The sequence below is a fragment of the Leptospira ellinghausenii genome, from assembly GCF_003114815.1.
Classification (GTDB): Bacteria; Spirochaetota; Leptospiria; order Leptospirales; family Leptospiraceae; genus Leptospira_A; species Leptospira_A ellinghausenii.
The window spans coordinates 674805-696266 of record NZ_BFAZ01000009.1 but is presented as its reverse complement, the minus strand read 5'-3'; the positions used below and the strand labels follow the sequence as shown (position 1 = coordinate 696266).

The following is a 21462-nucleotide window of genomic DNA, read 5'->3' as shown; positions in this document are numbered from 1 at the left end:
AGGGTTCATCTCTAAATGGATGGAAATAAATTGCAATCAAAAACTATGATTGCCCTAACTTCTTTTATGAGTGGGACATTAAAAAAGGAGTTGCAACTGTTAGATTCAAAAAATTCTCATTTTCTGACTTTTTTAGTCTAACAATGGATCAATCCCATTGTAATCCAGGTGATTGGAATTCTGTATCGATAGGAAAGGAAAGATTGAATTTTTCTTTCAAAACATAGTTTAATTCTTTAGGTGAATTGATGATTGATTTGTTAGCAGATCCGTTTTTATCACGTTCTGAAAATTCTCTGTTGACGAGTGTAATCCTTTTTCCATCATCTCCTGCTCTAGCAACGATTAAGCGATCTTTAAAATGTGATTTGGGGTGGTTACTCGTATACCAATTAGCTAACTCACGATCGATTTCAGGCATTTCTTCCAATGTAAATTCGCAAACATCAACCCATCCATTTGGAAAAAGAACCTGATGGAAATAACGATTTCCTTCAGAAACAATTCTTCTTGTTTCGTGATTTGTGATTTGTTCTGTATCTTGGATGAATTGGATCGCAGAAGTGAGTGATACTCCACCTACACCAACATCAGTAAACCATGTGGTGCCAGAAAGTTCTACCTTTAGAAAAACATGTGTTCGTGGAGGAGTAAAATCCCTCGGTCTATCCAATCGAACTCTCGCACTGATGGGAGTCACTTGAAATCCTAGTATTTGCAAAACATACAATAGAAGTCCATTTTGTTCAAAACAATACCCACCACGTTTTTGATTGATTAATTTCTCAATCACTGCATCCAAACTAATGTTGATACTTTTTCCCAAAAGAATATCTAAGTTTTCAAAAGGGATACTGCGAACATGGGCTAATGTAATATTGTGAAGTAATTCTAGGGAAGGATTGTGTGGGCCCTTATAACCAATACGATTCAAATATGCTTCTATCAATTGTTGATTGTTCAAAATTAAATTCCTAATACTTTTCTTTATGTTAACGCATTATGAAGGAAAGTAAAAGAATTTTCTGAGATAAACACATAACGAGAAGTTTATAGAATTACCGAAGGACAATGAATAAAGTTGGAAAAACCAAGCCAACGCGCCCCGGATCGAAGCGGAAATCCTTTGTGGAAACAAAGATTGCAGCGGAGAGCCGGAAATGTGCGCCCCGCATTTTAAGTCTGACAATTTCCATTGCCAGACCTAAATTCAATACAACGTAGGTTATTTTATCTTGCGCCTTCGTTCATGATTTCACTGTGATTTTTGTTGAGTCCAGCTGCTGTTAAAGAAGGTGCTCTGACATGACCAGAATACTGAGTGTAGGTTGTGTTTCCACTCACAAAGGAACTTTGGCACTTGTCTAGACCACCTGCACGGTTGTATCCGCAAGAAGAGTGAAATGCAACTGCATAATCATCAGCACCAGGTAGGATAAAATTAGCACCAAACTTACTTTTATATCCTGGAACATGGTTGATTGTAACGGATGCAGTCAGGTTGTGATTGTAAGCTCCACGAGCAGTGGTTACCTGAAGTGACTGATCCATTGCGTTTCCGCCACCGCCAATTACGTTTGCAAGCTCTGAACCACCGGAAGCAGCTGCAAGTGCAGTTACTTTTGTGATATTGAAACCTTTGGAAGTTGTTGTATCAGCTAAACTTGCTAACCAATATTCGATTGCATAACATCCAGCGGAATGGCATACAACCTTACAAGTGTTTGTTCCCTTGCAATAACTCATGAGACCAGTTGTGATATTTGTTTGGGCTCTCGCAGATCCGTACGTTCTTGGGTCAGTGCTTCCATCGTAACCAATGAATATCTTGGCGCCAGAAACCGCATTTGCGTTTGTCCCCCAATAGCTGTTTACATCGGTAGTTCCCACCCCGTCGTGATTTTTGCTGGATTTACCGTGAATGAACACGGTGTAAGTTTCGGCACTGATGCTCGTCGCAAACAGCAATGCCAGTATTAGGTTGATTGTCATTTTCATCTTTCTCTCCTTTTTCAAGTAGCCCAGACTTATAAATTTGGTGAAAGTATGTCAAATATTTATTTAAATGTCATAAATATTTCTAAAAAATCACTAAATGACACAAAAAACAGCTACCTTTCGTAAAAATACTCAACACATGTCAGGAAATTTAGGTAGCGTTTTCCCTTGGTAGAATGGGTCTCAATCGAAGTTTCTTCTTAAAGATTCCCGAGAATTGGTGGAAAATAATTGTTTCCTATTATATGTGTAAATATAGTAAGTGTACATACTATAGGAGATTTTATGATCGTCAATACGTACACATACACTACAAACGAAATCAAACAGGAACAAATTTGGAAATTGATGTCAGATGTGAATCACTGGAAAGATTGGGATTCAACTCTTGAAAAATCGGAAATGTTGGGACCATTCGAAACTGGGAATTTTTTTATGATTCGCCCAACTGGTGGACCAGATGTAAAAATTCAATTGCTAGAAGTGAGACCCAATTCTTATTTCAAGGACTTTACAAAATTTCCTTTGGCAAAAATGGTTGGGGAACATTTTTATGAGAAAACATCTGAAGGTCTCAAAATTACAATCACCATGTCGATCTCGGGACCACTTGCGTTTTTATGGAATATGATTGTCATGAAAAATATCGTAAGTCATTTAGCGGAAGATGTGAAAATTCAGATCAATGAAGCAAAAAAAATCAAATAGTACAATTGTTAAGAGTGACTTTAGCGTAAACAAAGCAGAAGATAGCTCTGGGTTTCTATTATGGCAAGTAACGAGTCTTTGGCAAAGACAGATTCGATATGCACTTGAACCACTGAAATTGACACATTCACAATTTGTATTGTTAGCAAGTATCCTTTGGTTGACCCAACAAGAAAAGGAAGTGACTCAGGTTATTTTGTCAGAACATACAAAGATCGATCCGATGACTACTTCTACTGTCATTCGCACTTTAATCCAAAAAGGATATGTTGATCGAAAGGAACACAGTACAGATACCAGAGCAAAAATTGTGAGTTTAACTAAGAGTGGTGAATTGATTACAAAAAATGCAGTAAAAAAGGTAGAAACCTTCGATCACGATTTTTTTTCTGCATTAGGTATCACCAAACATGAATTTAATGAGAGTTTATTGAAAATACTGTCAAGATATTGACTGTATCAGTTACATCGAAACAAAGGTTATGCAGAACAACGGTCATTATCATCGGTAAATTGATGATCAAAACCTTGTATTTCCAATTTACCATCGGAATAATTTACCCGTAAATTTTTGTTTTTTCCAATTTCCTTCCTTGGACTCGGATCATCAAATTGGATTTCCAATTGGGAGTCGTTTATCCATTTATATCTTCCTGTAAATTCTAGTTTACCAATGGGATTTGATTCTGTCATATCTAGTTTACTATAGATAAAAATTCCATCTTCCTTAAATTGAAATTGATCCATTGGGCCATACGCTCCAGGACTTGGTCCAAACCAGGTAATACTTGTTAAAATATCTTTTTTTGTTTTACCAGATAATTTCTGAAAATAGTATTTCCCTCTGAGAATCACAAAGTCTGTATCTGTTAGCAGTTTTTTTTGATAAGAAGGTTTTGATTTGATCGCTTTCTGAATTAGATTGTATATGTGGACTTCACTTTCAATGTCTTCACATTGTGCGAGTAAAAGGGAATATGTACATGCTAAATTATAATTTGCAAATGCATCATCTGGTTTGTCTTTTAATGTTTTCTTAAATGAATCAACAGCTGTGAGAAAGTCTTTGTTTTTGAGGGCATCGATCCCTTTTTTGTTCCAGTTTTCTGTGGTTTGAGAGAGAATCTCTAGAACGAAAAAGAGATAAAAGATTAAGAATCGAAATGACATAAAATTTACCTCAGGCAAAAACTTTTGAATGCATCTCTTACGCGAGATAATTTTGTTTCGTTTGATTTGAACAAGTAATTTAATTTCCTGATACAAAAAGAAGATTCATGCTATTTGTAGTATTTGGAATTGTAATTAATGTCGGAAGACTCAACTGTCCTGAGCTATTGATTGGATAGGAACCTAAATGATTTGAACCGTTTGTAGAGACACAAACTGCATATAACATATTTCCTAGCGGATGAATTGCTAGTCTTGTTACATTTGAGTTTGATGTACAAGAAGCACCACCGGGAGTCGGAACCGAACTGAGAACAGTTGCATTAATAACGCCCGTTACCTGATCAACAGCATATGCATAGATATTGGTTTCCCCATAAGCATAAATATATTGACCAGAGGGATGAAGAACAATTGATTTCGGAGATAGATATGCCGTAGGACTTTGAACCAAAACCGATGACGGAGCAAGGACGGCATTCGATGTAGAAGTAACGGACATTTGAACAATTGAACCATTATTCCCAAGGTTCGAGTTGTTTGCACAATACAAAAAGTTTGCATTGGAAGAATAGATACAATGTCCGTTTTCGGGATATAGGGTAGTATCAGTCACTGTTGCATTACTTGTTGGAGTTCCAACGGCTCCAGTATTCACATCTGCTATGGGGTAAAACATTCGTGTTGCTGCACTTAGTTTGTGAAAGGTCATGAAATAATTTCCCGTTGGATGGATTGGGCCCATCACTGACCAATTTTGCCCCGTCACAGTATTTGCTTCACCGGAAAAAGTTCCTTCAGAGTCTAGTTGTAATTTTGAAAAAGAAGTAATGGAAGTAGCTGTATTCACTGTGTAATAAAAAAATTTTCCACTAGGATGAAATGCTGTGGTACCTTGTATGAGTACAGGAGTTACACTAGCAACATAGGTATTTTTCAAAGATAATGAACCATCGGAATTTCTGAGATAGGATTGAAATTGATTTGCTCCATTGATCACAAGATGTCTTCCATTCCACAAAATTGTAAATGGATTTGTTAATGAAGTCGCAATGCTTCCTTTTAAGGAAAGAACACCATCGTTTCTTGTATTAAAAGTATACAGGAGACCATTTGAAACATCTGATAAATATAAGGAATGAAGCGGTTGCGACTTTGAAGGGTCTATTTGTCCCGTGCAAGATTGATTCGGAGATATCAATTTTGAGAGAAAGAAATTTTTTGATGAAGGGTCACAGGCAGCATTGAGGTCAGCTGGTTTACAGTTTAATAGGAGATAAAGTAATGCAAAGGAACAGAAACAGCGAAAAACATTTCGATAGGCTGATAATATTCTAGATACATTAATGTTGAAGGCTTTTTGTGAATGAGTCAATCTCGTACTTATCCCTAAATTTAAAAATGGGCAATGCTCGCCAATAGAACAAATTCGAGTAAACAATACCCAATAAGAAAACTCAACTAATTTAGTATCAAAATCGCTTGGTCAATAATTTATTTTTGATGTATATGATCCAGATTTGCTTGAATCGTTAGAGTCGATTGAGCGAAGAATATACAATTGATTGTTTGTAAAAAAAAAATCAATTTCTTTCACAGTCCAAAGATGGTTTTCTTATGTATTAATTTTGAATCCCAAGTTGTTTTTTCCAATTCTTTGCATGTGTTTTCCCATACCGGTATCCGATCTCAACCAGTTCATAGAACTTTTTCCAATCAAAGAGTCCATACTCTTCGACTGGTAACTCTGCAAAAATATCAGACTCAGCTTTTGCTTGTGCCATCGCAGCATCCGAGGCCACAAAAGTGGCACGCATCATAAGACTAAGAAGGTTTGGGGCTTCTTTTAAATTCTGCGCTTTATTGAAGAGCCGTTTGAAGAGCAATCGAAGCGCCGATGGTAATGCACCTGAATTATTTTTGGGATAGATGCCACCAAATAGTTCATCGGCTGCTGAATCACCTTCTGACGCAAGTGCCACAGAAATCACAAAATCAGCTCCCTTCTCTCGCATCACAGCACCGGGGATATTATCTAACATTGCTCCATCGACTAACAGTTCATTGTTTTCGAAGAAGGGAGGTAATATACCTGGTATCGAAGCGGAAGCGCGGAGTGCTTTCCATAATGGACCACGGTCTATGATTACTTTTTGCGCTTTTGAAAGGCTTGTTGCCACAGCAAAATAAGGAAGCCAGAGATCTTCGATCATCGTATCTCCGACAAAACTCTTAATCACCGTATTGAATTTTTTACCTCGAATGAGAGATACAACGGGAATGGTATAATCGTTTAACGTTTTTTTGTCACTCATGAGAGCCTTAGCAATCCGTTCCAAATTGGGAGCATCGTTACCCAAAGCATAGATGCTTGCCATAAGGGCCCCTGCACTTGTACCACCGATCATGTCGATGGGAATGTTCTCTTCCTGCATGGCTTTGATCAGTCCAATATGAGCAAACCCTTTTGCACCTCCACCACCAAGAGCAAGTCCAATGGAACGGCCAGTGATGAATCGAGTTAGACTTTCAAATCCGTGGTGACTATACGTACGAATATGTCTGACAACATCTGTTTTTCTAATCTTTGTTAGGTTAGAAATATTCTGTGGTTTTTCATTTGGGTCAGAGTAGAGTAATACTAGTTCTCGGATGGGACCATGGGTTTCTTCCGAATCTCCCAGAAAACGGATTTCTTCTGGAGAAAGGGCATCTGCTTTTTTTGCATCACTTAACAGTAAAATACGGTTTGTATGATGGAGAATTGTTTCTGTCCAAAGTTTGTCTTCAAAATCGGGACATAGGATTAGGAAGTCATGCGAGTCTTGCAAATGATATAAGGATTCGAGAATGTCTGATATTGCGTGTTCACGGTCTCCCTTTTGTTTTCTAAAGTCTTTGCTTTCGACGATCGTAGTGCGTCCGATTTTTTTTAAAGCACTGGCAAGGTTATGGGCAAAGTCCCGAACCGAAAGATCCTTCTGGAGTGGAAAGAGAGTGATGATGCTCCTTGTTTTTTTGACAGTTCGTTTTCCCATTCGGTCCTTGGTAAATCGATCAGCTATGAGTTTGGTGATCGCAAGCATACTTGGCGGATGTTTGGAAAATACAGTTTCGAATGCGACGGTGCTAATTTTTACAATCTCACATGATAAAGTTGCGACTACTGTTGCCGTTCTCGGTTCCCCTGTTAACAGTGCCATCTCACCTATGATATCACCTTTGGAAAAAGAACCTGTTGATACGACTAGACCTTGGTCGTTTCTAACTTCATACACCAAACTACCGTTAACGACGACGTACATTCCGTCGGCTTTGTCACCTTGCCGCATCAGAGTTTCGCCACCTGGCAGAAAAATCCATTCCATCTGTTGTTCCAACTCAGAGATGAGTTTGGTTCCAACACCTTGGAAAAGTGATACCGAAGAAATGAGTTCTTTAATGCGCCGAGGTTCTGGACGAAACACACTTCTGTGCAGAGCACGTGACCTTCGGCTAATAAGTCTGACAAATGCTTTTAGCTCTTCCGATCGATCCTTAAAGGCTCTTTTGAATTCGTTTCGATCAATGCGGTAAACGATGCCAGATTGGTCACAGACAACTGTGGCGTTTCGAGGTTCGTCCGTCACGAGAGCTCCTTCTCCGAAACAACTGCCAGGTTTCACCTCACCTAATTTCTGCTTTTTTCCGTCATTCGTCACATAAACACTGAAACTACCTGTCGCAACTAGATAGAGTGCATTGCCATGTTCTCCTTGTTTGATCACAACTTTGTTCTTAACAAAATTAACTTTATGGAACGATCGTTCCAAGTGTTCTTTTGTTTCTTTGGAGAGGTTTAGGAATAAATCAGTACTGGAAATGATTTGTTTTAGGGTTGGAGTAATTGTTTTTGACCGCATAGAAAATGAATAATAATCTTTCTACGATCCCGATCCCCCCTCTTGGCAAGGATACCGAAAATCGTGACACACTGTCGATCATGGGAATGGAATGAGTTTGAAAGCGACTCTATTTTTTTCGGGGAGAATGAAAAATTTTCGCATGGTAATTTTTTGAGAAGTAATCGAAAATAAGATGTAGATTTAATTCCCCGTTCCTTTTTGAAAATAGGATCCAAGATTCTAAGGAAGTGATTTAATCATGAAATCTCCGAAATTCTCTTTTGCATCTTATTTTTTTCTTTTGTTAGTGGCTGGGCTTATGGCAACCTTCTCCACTCTTCTTGTGATCAATGCTAAAGAAGATTGGGAATTCCGACGTCTATTTTGTGAGGAAAATTCGATACATCATAAAGAGTTTCGATTGATCTCAGGTATCATTTCTCAAAAAAGTTTGCCTGATCCTGAATCTGGATTTGTTGTCTATAACATTGAATACCAAACAAAACGGAACCATTGGAATTTGTATCAAGTATCGGTGGGAAGTTTTTTTTTAGAAGTGAATCAAAAAACGGAAGTTCTAGTTTCTTATGAATCGGGAATTGCAAATCATAATTTTGATAACAAAAATAGAACGTTTAGAAAAACTCAAAAATCATCGGAAGCCCAACTCCGATGGATTGGATCCAAAATAGGAGATACAGTCACAGTAGTATACGATCCAACTCAATCCAATGTTGATTCAGATCAAATACAAGCAAGTGCAGTATACGCAGGTTCTCCTTCCGATCTTTGTCAGGAAGAAACATCAAACGCATTCACTGCATTAGGTGGCGCTTTTATTTTTGCATTGATTTCCCTTGGTATCAGTTTTTTCCTTGGGAAAGGAATGCTTCGTATTTATCGAATGAATAGAGCGAAGCGATAAACTTTTGTATTTGATCTGGGCGCCTCGAATTTGTTTGGTGAGGATCATTCTATCGAATCGCGATCCCGCTCTTCGCTTCAATCTTTCCCTTTGGGAAAGGATTTTCGCTACGATCGGTGGCGCACGGATAGAAGAAATAACTTATCTTTGTAGTTTGCTCTAATAGCAGGGAATATTGAATCACATTTCTATCTTGATCCAAACAAAACTGGTCCATAGACTGGCGCAATTCCTAAAGTCATAGTACAATCATATTTCGGTGGAGGTTTTCTTCCAAGTTCATTAGGAAATACAGTAGATGATATAAGAATCAGAAGAAAAACTATTTTAATTCGAGTTTTGATTCAAAAATCCATTAGATGGTTACTCTTTACCAAATGCCTTCCAAAAAATATCTGAGTGCTCTTTTAAATAATCTTCAATATTTAATGGACGTACTTTATGCCCTCCTAATTTATTCTGATGTAATAAAACCAAGAACAATGGTGATAATAAAAAAAGTGCGGCAACTCTTGGTTCACATTTTATGATTTCATGATTTCTTTGGTGGAATTCGATTCTTTTTTCCACGGCATTTAATAATGGTTCAAATAAGTGAGTTAGGTAAGTTGGTCCTAGTTCTTTTTCTCCCATACCATGAGCTAACCCAAACTGATGTATGGTGCCAACAGGACCTTCTTGGAACCCACTCGTAATGAATTGTAAAAGTTTGAATATCGATTCTTTTCCATTCCCTTGGGGAAGTTTGACTTTTTCTAGATAACCTTCTCCTTTTTTCTCAATATATTGAATTAAAGCTGTCATCAATCCTTTTCGATCTTCAAAATAGTGTTGTAAGGTGGGAGGAGAAACACTTAATAATTCAGAAACATTTCGAAAACTTGGAAATTCTCTGAACTTTTTCTGAACCATTTTTTGAAAAAGGGTTTCAAGGAGTTTATTTCTTTTGTTTTCATAGTCTTCGTTTTTACTTCCTTCCCGTCTTGGCATAATCAACCTCTAAAAAAAATTCCAAAAATAATATGAAAAAATCATATCATTCTGTAAAAGTTCATCCAGCTTTCCTTTTTCATTTTCTAAACTTCTTTTTTTTGCTATTTTCTTCGAGTGTTTCCTATTGAATCTAGCGATTTCTATTTTGATTTCAGTTGCGTTTCGAAAGTAACATTTCAATTCGGTTTCTGTTAAACCCATTAACCCTGAAAGAGTTTTGTAATTCGGAAATTTTTTATATTCTTTCTTCTTTAGAAGTTTTACTAATTTTTGAATCAACAATTCCTTTTGCTTTTTAATTCGAATGATATTCTTGAAATTATTTTTTGTCATTTCATTCAATTTTATAAAATATATCAACCGATATACTGTATAAAATATTATATAGAGCGTGATATATAATATTTTGCAATGATTTTTTCGGGATTTGATAAAAGCATTATATTCAAAATGTAGAAGGCAGCGTAAGGAATTTTATCTTTTTCTTTAATTCCCGCGCCCTGGATCGAAGCGGAAATCCTTTGCGATTGCAAAGATTGTAGCGGATAGCCGGAAATGTGCGCTCTGAGAATCTTAAAGTCATTTAATTATCTACAGTATCAACTGATACACAGAAATTTGAATCGAATGTCTCTATTATCTACACGAGATTTTTATCGGATCAATCTCACAAATCTTGGTGAATGACTATGAATGTACCGAATCAATTCCTAGAATTTATCAATGGTTTAAGTCTGATTTCGGAGAAAGTGTAAATGGAAATGGTTTCCATTATTAAATAAGCTGAATGACTTGTTGCCACAAGATAGAGTACATTGCCATGTTCCCCTTGTTTGATCACAACTTTGTTTTTAACAAATTTCACTTGATGGAACGATGATTCCAAGTGTTATTTTGTGTCTGAAAGCGATTCTATTTTTTAGAGGAGAACGAAAAATTTAACGTCGATGTGATTTTGAAACAAACAAAAATAAGATGGAGATTTTAGGTCTAAACCGAATCAACTTTCTTACATTTGAAATGTTTGGACCCCTTATAGGGGAGTTAAGTCATTATCTCCACTCACTAATCGTTGTAAGTTGGAAACATTTGTAGTGAACTGGTGAGGAATTTGAACGACCATAGTATTTGATCATCCGAATGAATTGAAAATATAGAAGGAGCCAATCTTCTCTTATCCCAAATTGGATATTCGTCTTTCCATGGATAAAGTCAGTTAGAAAAACGTTGCAAATATATTTCTATAAAAAAATCAAATGTAAGACAAAAGAAAATTCTGAATCTTGGATTGAATTTTAAAGATCGATTTTAGGCGTTTCCGAGTGTAGAATCTAAATACTTTAGGATAAGAACTAAGCATTTTCAAACGTTTAGAAAAAACTTGAAATTAAAACAACTTGGATGTAAGAACGTCGATTGGAGTGGATTTAATATAATCAAAAAAATAGTGAAAGATTATTTGGCGATTCTATTCAGGTTTTCTCATTTTTACAAGGTGATCCTTTTTCTCTTTTTTATCAGTTGTCAATTGGATTTAAATAGTCCTTATGAATTTGGTACTGATGAATACTACAAAAATCAGTTCATAACTTGTCTCATTAATCGTTCGAGTGTATGTGCGTCCACTGGTCCTTTTGATTTGAATCAGGTTCCCGGAAGAAGGTTGTGGATTCGTGCCGAAGGGCTTACTTTTACCAACGGTACTGCCGTGACAAACTGGACAGATCTCAGTGGAAATGGGAATGACTTAGTTCCTGGAGTTGCCCCTACTTTTTATTCGGCCACCAATACAATCAATGGAAAACCCGTTGTTCGTTTTCAATATGGACCTGGAAATAATTTATTAAAAACCTCTCCTGTCGGAGTGAGTGCTTCCGATTCAGGGAGTATATTTTTTGTTGCAAGAGTTCCTTTAACAGTTAACAGCAATGTAATTACAATTGGAACTACAGGTGGTGGAGGGAGAGAGGTTCAAATTACGGGAGGCGGAATTGTTGCACTCAATAAATCTGGATCATCTTCTGTTGCAACGTATAACTCTGGTTGGGTTGCCAATTCAGTACATCAAGTTTCTATATTGCAAAATGGAGCAACAAACGTAGTTATAAAATTTGATGGAGTGCAAGTTGTCTCTACGGTACCAGCAGTTACGGGATATGCAGCAGGGAATTTGGGTATTGGAATTGGAGGAGCAGAGTTAGATCTTGCAGAGCTTTTGTATTTTGACAATCGCGTTTCGGATGAAAATACAGCAAACATAGATTGTTATTTAGGAAAACGTTACGGAACTGTCAACTGTCCATGAATTGAATATTTGAGTATGTAGCTGAAGTTGTTTGAAACTCAGGTTATGTGAAATTCCATTTTAGCAAGGAAGTTCATTTTCTAATTACCTTATAGCAAAAACTAAGATTAGAAGCTAAGTTTCGGATTCAGCTATACCCGCATTGATTCCTACTTATCAAAGAACTCAATTGGTGATTCTGTTTGAACAGAAAAGATATGTTCTTTGTTTGAGATTGTCATTTGACTCAGAGAAAGATAGCGTATCAATTCTTTTCCAGCTTTGGTTTTTAATGTATTCCTAAAATTACGAACAAAACCCTGCTCTTTGAGAATGTTTAAGAATTCATTTCTTTCTTCTAGATTTACATACAACCCTAATTCAAGTGCTGTTTTTCCGATGATCTCATCTTTGGAATAACCGATGATAGATTCAAAAGCTTTGTTACAATCAACAAAGACATTCCGATTTGAAAAATCATGTATGGCCATCGGAGTTGGAGTAAAATGAAACGCTTTCATAAACTTTTCTTCGGACTCTTTTAATTTTTGATTCGCACGAAATAGTTTTAGCGCCATTTTAATAGAAGCATCTAACACGGTGTTGGTTTAGATTTATCTTCATTTCCACATATAGAATGATTCTTGATTTAATGGTTGAGAATCTATGGAAACTATAGAGATACAGTTTGCATCATACCTGTATCTGCAATTCTATTTTTATTGGAAGGGTCTACGTATATTTCCTAAAGATAAAGGATTGGGAAAACTTTCTAGTCGAAATGAAATCATCCCCCGCGCCCCGGATTGCAGCGGCAATCCTTTGCGAATGCAAAGATTGGAGCGAAAAGCCAGAGATGTGCGCCCAAAAAAAAAGGGAACCAAAGTTCCCCTTTTTTCACCTAACCATTTAACCGATGTTTATCGAATTCCTGGTTTGATGTATTTCAATTCATCCAAGTAACGTCCTGTTCCAAGAACCACACAAGTGAGTGGGTTTTCGGCACGGAATACTGGAACTCCTGTTTCTTTGGTGAGGTAGTGGGGCACCTCGCTATTGTTAGCATTATCTTGCTGTTTTGGTATAAGCGACCGGGCTTTCCGTTCCAATCTTTTCGCGAATGCGAAAAGGATTTCCACTGCAATCCCTGGTGCGGGGGATTCTTTAAATCACTTTACCTCTTAAGAAATTGGTAAGGGCTTTACCAAGATTGAGCACCCAAATCTAGAAGAGAAGCCCGATCTTCGTGATACTATGCCCTAAATAGGAAGCCAACTGGCTTCAAGGCGACTATATTTTACAAGGATGTTTGGCGAATTAAATGTACAGGATTTTGGTTTTCAAGTCTTTTTGTAGCGAAATTTCATACAAAGCTATTGTTAAGGCAAGGGAGCTAGAGTAGTCTAACCTGGCTCCTGATTTTGCTCTTAATCCATGTTAATCGCTAAAATGGGATTTGACATTCCATTAGTAATTTCGAATGATGAGTGTTAAATTTTATTTCCGGTGTTACAAAATGAGAATATTCTATGGTTCTGTTCTTTTATCGAGTTTGTTAATTCTTTCTACCATCGGCTGTACTCCGGAGTCGGAGAACAACGATGCCTTATCTTTGCTTTTGCTCGGAGCAGTGGCTTCGGCGAACAGTGCGGGAGAAGATCTCAGTTGCCAAAATAAAACACTTACTTGGACTCTTCGAACTCCACCTAATACAAATCTTTGGCAATCTGTAACTTATGGGAACGGACTTTTTGCTGCGGTTTCTACTGCTGGAGCTGGAATGACCTCCCCGGATGGAATCACATGGACTGCGCGTTCTTTTCCTGAGGCAAATCAGTTTTTATCCGTCACGTATGGAAATGGCCTTTTTGTTGGGGTATCTCCGGCTGGAACCAATCGAGTTGTCACCTCCCCTGATGGAGTCAATTGGACGGCACGAGCAGCAGCTTCAGCGCGCAGTTGGCAGTCTGTTGCTTACGGTAATGGTCTTTTTGTGGCTGTCGCCTATGGCGGTTCTGACTCTGTGATGACTTCTCCTGATGGAATCACTTGGACTTCGAGGACTCCTCCAGAAGCAAACCAATGGATTTCGGTCACCTATGGAAACGGCCTTTTCGTGGCATCATCAGATAATGGAACTAATCGGGTGATGACCTCCCCCGATGGAATTACTTGGACGGCTCGGGCAGCTGCCGAAGCACTCCCATGGTTGGGAGTTACTTATGGAAATGGACTTTATGTGGCCGTAGCAGGTTTCGGAACTACAGCTGGTTATTTAAATCGAGTGATGACTTCCCCAGATGCAATCACATGGACTTCGAGAGTTGCGGCGGAAGCAAACGATTGGCGAGGGATTACTTATGCAAAAGGTATCTATGTGGCTTTGTCCTTAACAGATGGAACCAATCGGATTATGACATCGTCTGACGGAATCAATTGGAAAGGACAAGTCGCGCCAGAACAAGTTGGTTGGAAATCGATTGTGTATGCGGATAATAAGTTCGTCGCTGTATCTGGATTTACAGCGAGTAGAATCATGACCGCCTCTTGCGAATAAACTCCCAACGTATTGTATCGTTGGTCCTGCAACGATACAATTGGATTTATAAATAAAAGGGAAATCAAAATTCCATTTCAGAATTGGTTCGAAGTGGAATCTGATTTATAACAACCTAGCGTAAATGGCACGCTCGATTTGAATAGAATGAAGTGCCAAAAAATCGGGCATGACAAATCCTTGTTTTTGGTATTCAGAAAAAACCAAAGCCTTGGCATTGTTTAAACTGGTTTGGTCTTTCCAAGTGGCGATGGTCACTACCTGAACTCTTTAATTTGTTTCCCGAATGTAAAAGGAATCACCTAAAAATCCTTCCATGGTTTAGATTAAGTTCCAATTCCTATTGGCTCTTTCTAAAAATGGGTCTTTGGATTCTTTGGGAAAATCAAATCTGTCGATTAGAATTTGGTTCATTGTCACTTCCTTCGAGTTGAACTCTCGCTTCTAGTGAATAGGATACAGCGACCTTAGCATTTACCACATAGGAATTTCATACGCGTTTTTCTACAACCAAGTCCCCATATGGTGATGGATTCCAAATTGCTTTTGTAACGAAAAGTCAATGTTTGTTGATTAAAATCCACTTTTTGGATTTGGCAATTATGAAAGAGTTCAAAGGCAATGTATTGGGCGATCCGATAGATGGAATCGCTTTCTTAGATATTGATCTTTTCAAAGTAGACATGGAATCCTCTTGGATAGCTTTTCGTGAAGAAAGTATATTCTTCCTTACTTATGTATTTTTTACGAAGTAAGTATTTACAGACAGTCCTTTGCCAGTCGTAGCGCATTGTTTTAAAAGGAAGAAAATCGATTTGTTTGATCTCGCTTGAAGTTTTATCTATGAGGTCTCTAGTCGCAATCGCATGGACATGTGAGTTGAAGTTGAGATGGTTTCCTGCTAGGTGGAGTGTGCTAAGGAATCCAGGTTTGTCGTTGCTATATGATTTGCTAATATTTCGAAGTCGTTTTGTATAGATCTTTGCTGCAAGGCAATTGAGAAAATGCCGAATGACAAGTCTTTGAAATAATAGTTCATTTAATCTTCCAGGTAAGGTGAAAACGATATGGTAATGGGGCAGTTCGGAGTTTAGAATTCTAGATAGAAGAATTGACCACCCAAAAAGCTTTTTTCGATAGCAAGATAGACAAAGTCTACTTTTACTAGAGAAGGGAACGGCAAGTACAATTTTGCAATCATAGCATTCATTCCAAATAAAGCCGCGAATGAATTTACCTCAGTTGAAAAGTTTTTCTGGTTCTGCCTTTTTCCAAATTGGGAACTTTCCGAATTTGGTTTCGAATTTTTCCACATAACTCGAATTAAATGTATTATCGTGATTTTTCCAGAGGGATTTATACTACGATTCATGTGTGAGCGCAGGTGTATAGTGTCGCTTGAATGATTTGGAAGAAATGTAAATGGGAAACCTCCAAGAAGAGGAAAGACTCTCCAAAGAGGACTCGCCAATCAAACACCCAAAAAATTAGCGCCCAAAAAAAAAGGGAACCAAAGTTCCCCTTTTTTCACCTAACCATGTAACCGATGTTTATCTGATCCCTGGTTTGATGTATTTCAATTCATCCAAGTAACGTCCTGTTCCGAGAACCACACAAGTGAGTGGGTTTTCGGCCCGGAACACAGGAACACCTGTTTCTTTGGTGAGGTAGTGTTCGAGACCACGGAGGAGACAACCACCACCTGTGAGAACGATTCCTCGTTCCACGATGTCGGCTGCCAGTTCTGGAGGAGTGCGCTCAAGAACCGATTTGATCCCGTCTAGGATTTCGTCTGTTGGTTCTTTGAGGGCTTTACGGATTTCGTTGGAATCAAGTTCGAGGGTACGTGGGAGACCAGAGATGGCATCACGTCCTTTCACTTCCATGGTGTCGACACGTTTGTCTGCGAACGCGTTACCAATGGTAAGTTTGATGTCCTCTGCCGTTCTTTCTCCCACCACTAGGTTGTATTGGTTACGGAGGTATTTTACGATGGCTTCATCAAATTCGTCCCCACCTGTTCGGATGGATTCTGCGATTACCATACCACCAAGAGAGATCACAGCGATTTCTGTGGTTCCCCCTCCGATATCCACAATCATGTTCCCTGCTGGTTCATGGATGGGGATGTTGGCACCGATGGCTGCTGCAAGTGCTTCTTCGATGAGGAAAATTTCGCGAGCACCCGCTTGTTCTGCGGACTCACGAACGGCACGTCTTTCTACTTCGGTAATCCCTGAAGGAACTCCGATGACGATGCGCGGTTTTACAAATGTAGTGCGGTTGTGGACTTTTGCGATGAAGTAACGAATCATCTTTTCCACAGTTTCGAAGTCTGCGATCACCCCGTCTTTCATGGGACGGATGGCAACGATATCACCAGGAGTCCTTCCTAGCATACGTTTTGCTTCTTGTCCCACGGCGAGGACTCTACCAGTAGAGGCTTGGACTGCCACGACCGACGGTTCTGATAGGACGATCCCTTGTCCTTTCACATGCACGAGGGTGTTCGCGGTTCCCAAATCGATTCCCATATCGTTCGAGAAAAGTCCATAAAGATTATCAAATATCATATCAGATCCTGTGAAAGAAGTACGAAGGGGGGAATTTACGGTGGGTAAACACCAAAACTTTACAATTCTTCCCGTTCCCCATAATTTTCGGCTGGTTTTTGCTTTCAACCGTAAAAATTTTCGATAGGCTAGTTAGATACAAAATGCTTCCTTTCTCACAAATCTTACGCAAACCAAACCAGGCATTTCGCACGGAAAAGATCCTTGCTGCCATTGATTTGGGCACTAATTCCTTTCACATTGTCGTCGTAAAACTAAGACCGGATGGTACACTCGAATACCTGACCAAGGAAAAGGAATCCGTTCGCTTAGGAAGCGGTAGCAGTGATTATGCGGTGATCACAAACGAAGCAATGGATCGGGGCCTTGCTTGTTTGAAACGATTCAAAACTCTTGCCGACAGTTACAAAGCGGAAATCCGAGCAGTTGCCACAAGTGCACTTCGGGAAGCAGAAAATCGTCAGATCTTTCTTGACCGAGCGGAGAAGGAAACGGGCATCCAAATCCAAGTGGTTTCGGGGAACGAGGAGGCAAGGCTCATTTACCTAGGGATTTTACAGGGACTCCCTGTGTTTGAAAAACGGATCCTTCTCATTGACATTGGGGGAGGGAGTACAGAACTTCTCATCGGGGAAAAAGGGGAAATTATATTTTCCACCAGTATGAAGTTAGGTGCCATTCGTTTAACAGAGAAATACTTAAAAAAAGATCCAATTTCGGCCACTGATTTGCAAAAATGTAGGATACACATTGAATCGGTGTTATCTGCCTTTTTACCCCAAATTGAAACTTGGAAACCTTTTATGGTAGTGGGAAGTTCCGGAACCATCACTTCGGTGACCTCCATGGTTTTAGAAAAAAAGGGAGAGAAACGAGAACGGTTGAACGGAACAGAAATCCCGATCGATTCCTTTAAAGAAATCAGAAAACAAGTGTTAGATGCTGAGAGTATCAAAAAAAGATTAAAAATCCCAGGACTTGATGCCAAACGTGGGGATATCATTGTCGGCGGGATTTTGGTTTTGGATGAAGTGTTACAAAGGATTAAAGCTCACTCCTTTACTGTGAGTGATTTTGCCCTTCGGGAAGGAATTGTGTATGATACCATAGAATCTTGGTACAGACATACTGACAATTCACTTCCGAGACTCGATAACATCCGAGAAAAAGCGATCAAAACTGTTGCAAACCTTTACCCACAAGGAAAACATCATGCTGAAACTGTTGCAAAACTCACCTTGCAGTTGTTTGATGATCTTAAGGAATTACATGGTCTTGGAAACTTAGAAAGGGATTATTTAGAAACGGCTTGTTACCTCCACCAAGTGGGGCTTTGTATTTCGCACCATAACTACCACAAACATAGTTATTACATCATACGTAACTCAGAAGCAATGGTTGGATTTTCCAATTCTGAAATTGAAATCATTGCTCTTCTTGCTCGTTACCATAGGAAAGGTGGTCCCAAAGGCAAACACGAAGAGTTTAAAACCCTTCGGCCAGAAGACCAACTTTTGGTTCGTAAGTTGTCATCTTTTTTACGAATCGGAGATGGATTGGATCGTTCTGAAAAATCCATCATTGAAAGATTGGATGCAGTCATTGAAAAAGGAAAAGTGAATTGTCGTTTGTATTTTAAAAAAGGAGAAGATCCCAATTTAGAAATTTGGTCTGTGTCAGAAAAAAAAGATTTATTCGAAGATACATTTGGTGCAAATTTAGAATTTCACTTACATCCAATATGAAGAAAACTTTATACTTTATATGTTGTTTTATATTATTTTCTCATTCGATTTTCGCACTTCCCATTGATCTAACGAAAAATTGGTATGTCACCATTGGATTTGAAACCACAGAAAACCCTGATACTAAAAAATGGAAAACTTTAGAATCCTTGCCATTAGCATCGATACTTTCTGAATTTGAATGGGAAAAAGGAAAACTTCGAAAGGTAACGATGGCAAAGTCTTTTTTGTTATCACAAACTGATTTTCAAAAAACGGAAGACGATGCCTTTAGCCTTCACATACCTTACATCTCTAACTATTATGAAATTTACATCAACCAATCTCTTGTTTCCTCTAATGGCAAAATCAAAAATGAAGCAATAGAAAAAAGTGGGTATAGACGACACATACTCATCAGAATGAAAAGAAATCAATTGAATATTGGCCAAAACCAAATTCGGATTTTGATCGCAGCTGAAGAGGGAGAGGAATTAAATTTATATAAACTCTTTAACGATTATCCAGCCAATATCGACCTTGCCTCTAAGCATCTTAAAATTGAAGATGAATACGAAACTTACATGTTGTTGTTTTTGTATATTTTTGTTGGTATTTATCATGGATTGTTTTACTGGAAACGAAGGCAAGAAACCTATAATTTATTTTATGCTCTGTTTTCTATCTTTTTAGCTGTTTATATGATCTTTCGCTCCCAAGGAGTGTATTCATTTGGTTTAGAACCCTTTACACAATCGAAAATAGAGTATTTTGTTGTATTTCTAACACCAGTTTGGTTGTTATTGTTCACCGATGTATTTTTCCGCTCTAAGATTAGCATCGTATCAAAAGTTTACTTTCTATTTAGTTTGGTTTTGGCGGTTAGTCAAATTTTTGTCAACCGAGCTACTTCCGTTACCTTACTTCGCATATGGCAAATTTCCGTTTTGGTTTTTGGGGTTATTTTGCTTTACTTAATGATCTCTGCGGTACGTGCAAAAAACAAAGACGCAAAACGTCTGTTAATAGGTGTTTTGTTTTTGCTTGGGACAGGAACTTGGGATATTCTAGGGGCTTCGGGACTTCTTCCGATTCAAAATCTTAATTTATTACGATTTGGTTTTTTAGTTTTTGTTTTGGGCATTGCTGTTGTTTTAGCTAATCGTTTTTTACGAGTGCATAGGCAAGTGGAAGAACTCAATTTGAGTTTAGAGAAAAAAGTAGAAGAGCGGACAAACGAATTACAAAATACACTCACAAAAGTACAAGAACTTAAAGTACAACAGGATGGTGATTATTTTTTAACATCTCTACTATTAGATCCTCTTAGCCAAACAAAAGTTGAATCTACAAAAGTTTTGCTTCAATCTTATGTAAAACAAAAAAAAGAATTTGAGTTTCGTGGCAAAAAAAGAGAAATCGGTGGTGATATCATCATCAGTGATAGCATTACTTTAAATGGAAAATCTTACTTAGTCTTCATCAATGGTGATGCTATGGGTAAGTCTATCCAAGGTGCTGGTGGTGCACTTGTCCTTGGTGTTGTTTTTTTATCTTTTATCAAACGAACACAAATGATTTTGGAAAACCAAAACAAATCTCCCGAACGTTGGATCAAAGAATGTTTTTATGAATTGCAAACTATTTTCGAGTCATTCGATGGATCGATGTTAGTTTCTGTAGTTTTAGGACTTGTTGAGGAAGACACAGGTGTATTATACTATTTGAACGCCGAACATCCATGGACAGTATTGTATCGCGATGGAGTAGCTTCTTTCATCGAAGAAGAATTGGAACTTCGAAAGATTGGCACAAAAGGTATGGATGGTGATGTGCGTATCCGTATATTTCCTTTAGAAAAAGGCGATATATTATTCATTGGATCGGACGGCAGAGATGATCTAGTTTTAGAGGAAAGTGGCGATGGCAATCGCCTAATCAATGAAGATGAAACTAAGTTTTTGCAAGTAGTTGAGAAATCAAATGGTGATTTAAGTTTACTTGTTGAAAACTTATTAGATGTCGGAACATTTTCGGATGATCTTACACTACTTAGGATTGAATGGTTAGGTTCATTCAAACGAGTTTCAAAAGACACTCTCTCCAATTTATCAACAGATGATTATTTATATGCCAAAGTTAAATTATTGTTAGATCTAGGAAATGGTGAGGAAGCATACCAAAACATCGAATCCTTATTATCAAATGAGTCGTTAAATGATGATATCAGGATTAACTTAATTCGAGAAAAATCCCGTATATCATTACTACTGAAAAAATTTGATGTTGCCGTGGAATCCTTAGAATCCATTTTTCCGTTCTTTGTGACAGACAATGAAATATTATTGCAACTCAGTTTCGCATACCGTAAATCGAAAAACATTAAAAAAGCAATCGACCTTGGGGAAAGATTACGAGCAAGGGATCCAAAACACATAAGGAACCTGATCAATTTAGTGGAATGTTATCGATTGATAGGGAATGCAGAACGAGCTAAAAAGATTTTTCATCGGCTAGCAATGATTACACCTGATCACCCTCAGGTGATCAAATTAAAAGAGTTATTGGAAGAGGAAATAAAATCCTAGAGATTACTTTTTTTAGAATCATTAAAATTGATTTGCTATTCTATGTAATACTAAATTA

General features: G+C 38.0%; 19 protein-coding genes and 2 pseudogenes. 8 read left to right on the top strand and 13 right to left on the bottom strand.

The window, feature by feature from the left end:
- Positions 1-148 precede the first annotated feature (148 nt).
- Both DI076_RS11740 and DI076_RS11735 read right to left on the bottom strand, forming a co-directional pair.
- A complete protein-coding gene (locus DI076_RS11740) occupies positions 149-964 on the bottom strand; it encodes an arylamine N-acetyltransferase family protein (protein ID WP_108960031.1) in 816 nt (271 codons plus the stop codon).
- Between the two features lie 266 nt (positions 965-1230).
- Entirely contained in the window at positions 1231-1998 is a 768-nt protein-coding gene (locus tag DI076_RS11735) for a hypothetical protein (RefSeq protein WP_108960030.1), read from the bottom strand.
- A 285-nt stretch (positions 1999-2283) separates the two neighbouring features.
- Between DI076_RS11735 and DI076_RS11730 the strand changes: the two genes are divergently transcribed.
- Together DI076_RS11730 and DI076_RS11725 are read left to right on the top strand one after the other, a co-directional pair.
- Positions 2284-2706, top strand: coding sequence for an SRPBCC family protein (locus DI076_RS11730; protein WP_108960029.1), 423 nt, complete (start codon positions 2284-2286; stop codon positions 2704-2706).
- Entirely contained in the window at positions 2684-3160 is a 477-nt protein-coding gene (locus DI076_RS11725) for a MarR family winged helix-turn-helix transcriptional regulator (protein WP_108960028.1), read from the top strand. The genes DI076_RS11730 and DI076_RS11725 overlap by 23 nt, the downstream gene beginning before the upstream one ends.
- A 26-nt stretch (positions 3161-3186) precedes the next feature.
- On the opposite strand, the gene DI076_RS11720 is transcribed toward DI076_RS11725, so the two are convergent.
- From DI076_RS11720 to DI076_RS11710, 3 genes are all read right to left on the bottom strand, one after another.
- Positions 3187-3876, bottom strand: coding sequence for a tetratricopeptide repeat protein (locus tag DI076_RS11720; RefSeq protein ID WP_108960027.1), 690 nt, complete (start codon positions 3874-3876; stop codon positions 3187-3189).
- 79 nt (positions 3877-3955) lie between these two features.
- A complete protein-coding gene (locus tag DI076_RS11715) occupies positions 3956-5251 on the bottom strand; it encodes a lactonase family protein (RefSeq protein WP_108960026.1) in 1296 nt (431 codons plus the stop codon).
- A 247-nt stretch (positions 5252-5498) separates the two neighbouring features.
- Positions 5499-7778: a cyclic nucleotide-binding domain-containing protein gene (locus tag DI076_RS11710; protein ID WP_108960025.1), complete on the bottom strand. Its 2280-nt coding sequence runs from the start codon at positions 7776-7778 to the stop codon at positions 5499-5501.
- Between the two features lie 241 nt (positions 7779-8019).
- Here DI076_RS11710 and DI076_RS11705 point away from each other — a divergent pair, with 241 nt between their 5' ends.
- Positions 8020-8685 (top strand): hypothetical protein, encoded by a 666-nt coding sequence (locus DI076_RS11705; protein WP_108960024.1) that lies wholly within the window; start codon positions 8020-8022, stop codon positions 8683-8685.
- A 363-nt stretch (positions 8686-9048) separates the two neighbouring features.
- On the opposite strand, the gene DI076_RS11700 is transcribed toward DI076_RS11705, so the two are convergent.
- The 3 genes from DI076_RS11700 to DI076_RS20140 form a co-directional block, all read right to left on the bottom strand.
- The gene (locus DI076_RS11700; RefSeq protein ID WP_108960023.1) at positions 9049-9675 is read right to left on the bottom strand and encodes a TetR/AcrR family transcriptional regulator; all 627 of its coding nucleotides are present in this window, start codon (positions 9673-9675) and stop codon (positions 9049-9051) included.
- 9 nt (positions 9676-9684) lie between these two features.
- Complete coding sequence (locus DI076_RS11695) at positions 9685-10011, bottom strand: hypothetical protein (protein ID WP_108960022.1); 327 nt, start codon at positions 10009-10011, stop codon at positions 9685-9687.
- A 370-nt stretch (positions 10012-10381) separates the two neighbouring features.
- On the bottom strand, positions 10382-10543 hold the full coding sequence (locus DI076_RS20140; RefSeq protein ID WP_167396528.1) for a hypothetical protein: 162 nt from the start codon (positions 10541-10543) through the stop codon (positions 10382-10384).
- A gap of 516 nt (positions 10544-11059) precedes the next feature.
- Here DI076_RS20140 and DI076_RS11685 point away from each other — a divergent pair.
- Positions 11060-11983: a hypothetical protein gene (locus tag DI076_RS11685; protein WP_108960020.1), complete on the top strand. Its 924-nt coding sequence runs from the start codon at positions 11060-11062 to the stop codon at positions 11981-11983.
- 149 nt (positions 11984-12132) lie between these two features.
- On the opposite strand, the gene DI076_RS11680 is transcribed toward DI076_RS11685, so the two are convergent.
- Both DI076_RS11680 and DI076_RS11675 read right to left on the bottom strand, forming a co-directional pair.
- The gene (locus DI076_RS11680; protein ID WP_135358389.1) at positions 12133-12540 is read right to left on the bottom strand and encodes a PAS domain S-box protein; all 408 of its coding nucleotides are present in this window, start codon (positions 12538-12540) and stop codon (positions 12133-12135) included.
- Between the two features lie 342 nt (positions 12541-12882).
- Positions 12883-13002: pseudogene (locus DI076_RS11675) on the bottom strand (rod shape-determining protein); the annotation flags it as partial.
- Positions 13003-13478: 476 nt separating this feature from the next.
- Between DI076_RS11675 and DI076_RS11670 the strand changes: the two are divergent.
- Entirely contained in the window at positions 13479-14519 is a 1041-nt protein-coding gene (locus tag DI076_RS11670; protein ID WP_108960940.1) for a DUF6242 domain-containing protein, read from the top strand.
- Between the two features lie 105 nt (positions 14520-14624).
- Here DI076_RS11670 and DI076_RS20320 read toward each other — a convergent pair whose 3' ends face one another.
- The gene (locus DI076_RS20320; RefSeq protein ID WP_245918399.1) at positions 14625-14777 is read right to left on the bottom strand and encodes a hypothetical protein; all 153 of its coding nucleotides are present in this window, start codon (positions 14775-14777) and stop codon (positions 14625-14627) included.
- Positions 14778-15121: 344 nt separating this feature from the next.
- Between DI076_RS20320 and DI076_RS20315 the strand changes: the two genes are divergently transcribed.
- Entirely contained in the window at positions 15122-15274 is a 153-nt protein-coding gene (locus DI076_RS20315; RefSeq protein WP_245918398.1) for a hypothetical protein, read from the top strand.
- A gap of 309 nt (positions 15275-15583) precedes the next feature.
- Here the strand turns inward: DI076_RS20315 and DI076_RS20525 are convergent.
- Both DI076_RS20525 and DI076_RS11655 read right to left on the bottom strand, forming a co-directional pair.
- Positions 15584-15736, bottom strand: a pseudogene (locus DI076_RS20525) (IS91 family transposase); the annotation flags it as partial.
- Positions 15737-16069: 333 nt separating this feature from the next.
- Entirely contained in the window at positions 16070-17092 is a 1023-nt protein-coding gene (locus DI076_RS11655; protein WP_002972591.1) for a rod shape-determining protein, read from the bottom strand.
- Positions 17093-17235: 143 nt separating this feature from the next.
- Between DI076_RS11655 and DI076_RS11650 the strand changes: the two genes are divergently transcribed.
- Positions 17236-18837 (top strand): Ppx/GppA phosphatase family protein, encoded by a 1602-nt coding sequence (locus DI076_RS11650; protein WP_108960018.1) that lies wholly within the window; start codon positions 17236-17238, stop codon positions 18835-18837.
- Complete coding sequence (locus tag DI076_RS11645) at positions 18834-21404, top strand: SpoIIE family protein phosphatase (RefSeq protein WP_108960017.1); 2571 nt, start codon at positions 18834-18836, stop codon at positions 21402-21404. The genes DI076_RS11650 and DI076_RS11645 overlap by 4 nt, the downstream gene beginning before the upstream one ends.
- The last annotated feature ends 58 nt before the right edge of the window (positions 21405-21462 follow it).